Origin of the sequence: Pseudomonas sp. 1912-s (assembly GCF_029269205.1) — a bacterium.
Taxonomy (GTDB): domain Bacteria; phylum Pseudomonadota; class Gammaproteobacteria; order Pseudomonadales; family Pseudomonadaceae; genus Aquipseudomonas.
This window is the reverse complement of record NZ_JARIXR010000082.1, coordinates 1-625: the sequence shown is the minus strand read 5'-3', so window position 1 is coordinate 625 and position 625 is coordinate 1. Positions and strand designations below refer to the sequence as shown.

Sequence of the window (625 nt, the reverse complement as noted above, 5' to 3'; positions counted from 1 at the left end):
ACTGGTGGATATGAGCGGCTTGCCGCTGCCGAGCTTTGTGCTGCTGGATTACCCGTTGTTGTTGTCAATCCCCGTCAGGTTCGTGATTTCGCCAAGGCGACCGGTAGGCTGGCGAAAACCGACGCTCTAGATGCCCAGGTGATTGCTGAGTTTGCCCAGGCGGTCAAACCCGAGATTCGGGAGATCCCAGATGAACACGCTCGTGAACTGGCGGATCTACTGACTCGACGCCGCCAGCTCATCGACATGATCGTGGCGGAAGAGTCTCGACTGAAACAGGCGGTATTCAAGGCACTTCGACGGGACATCAAGGCACATATCGTCTGGCTTCAAAAGCGCCTTAAAAGCACAGACGATGACTTGCACGAAGCGATCAAAGCTTCGCCGGCCTGGAAGGCCAATTATGATTTGCTGCGCGAGGTATCGGGCGTTGGCAATGTGCTCGCACTTTCGCTGCTGGCAATGGTTCCGGAGCTGGGCAAGGTTAATCGCAAACAAGTGGCTGCATTGGTTGGTGTGGCCCCTTTTAACTGTGATAGCGGTCTCTACAAAGGACGTAGACGGATATGGGGTGGTCGAGCTGAGGTGCGAAGTGTCCTTTACATGGCTGTCTTATCCTCGAAGA

At 54.9% G+C, this 625-nt stretch carries 1 protein-coding gene; it reads left to right on the top strand.

All coding sequences use genetic code 11. The features are described 5' to 3' along the window. Positions 1-625 (top strand): transposase (locus tag P3C29_RS32620; RefSeq protein WP_275966467.1); only part of this gene is annotated, 625 nt, incomplete at both ends.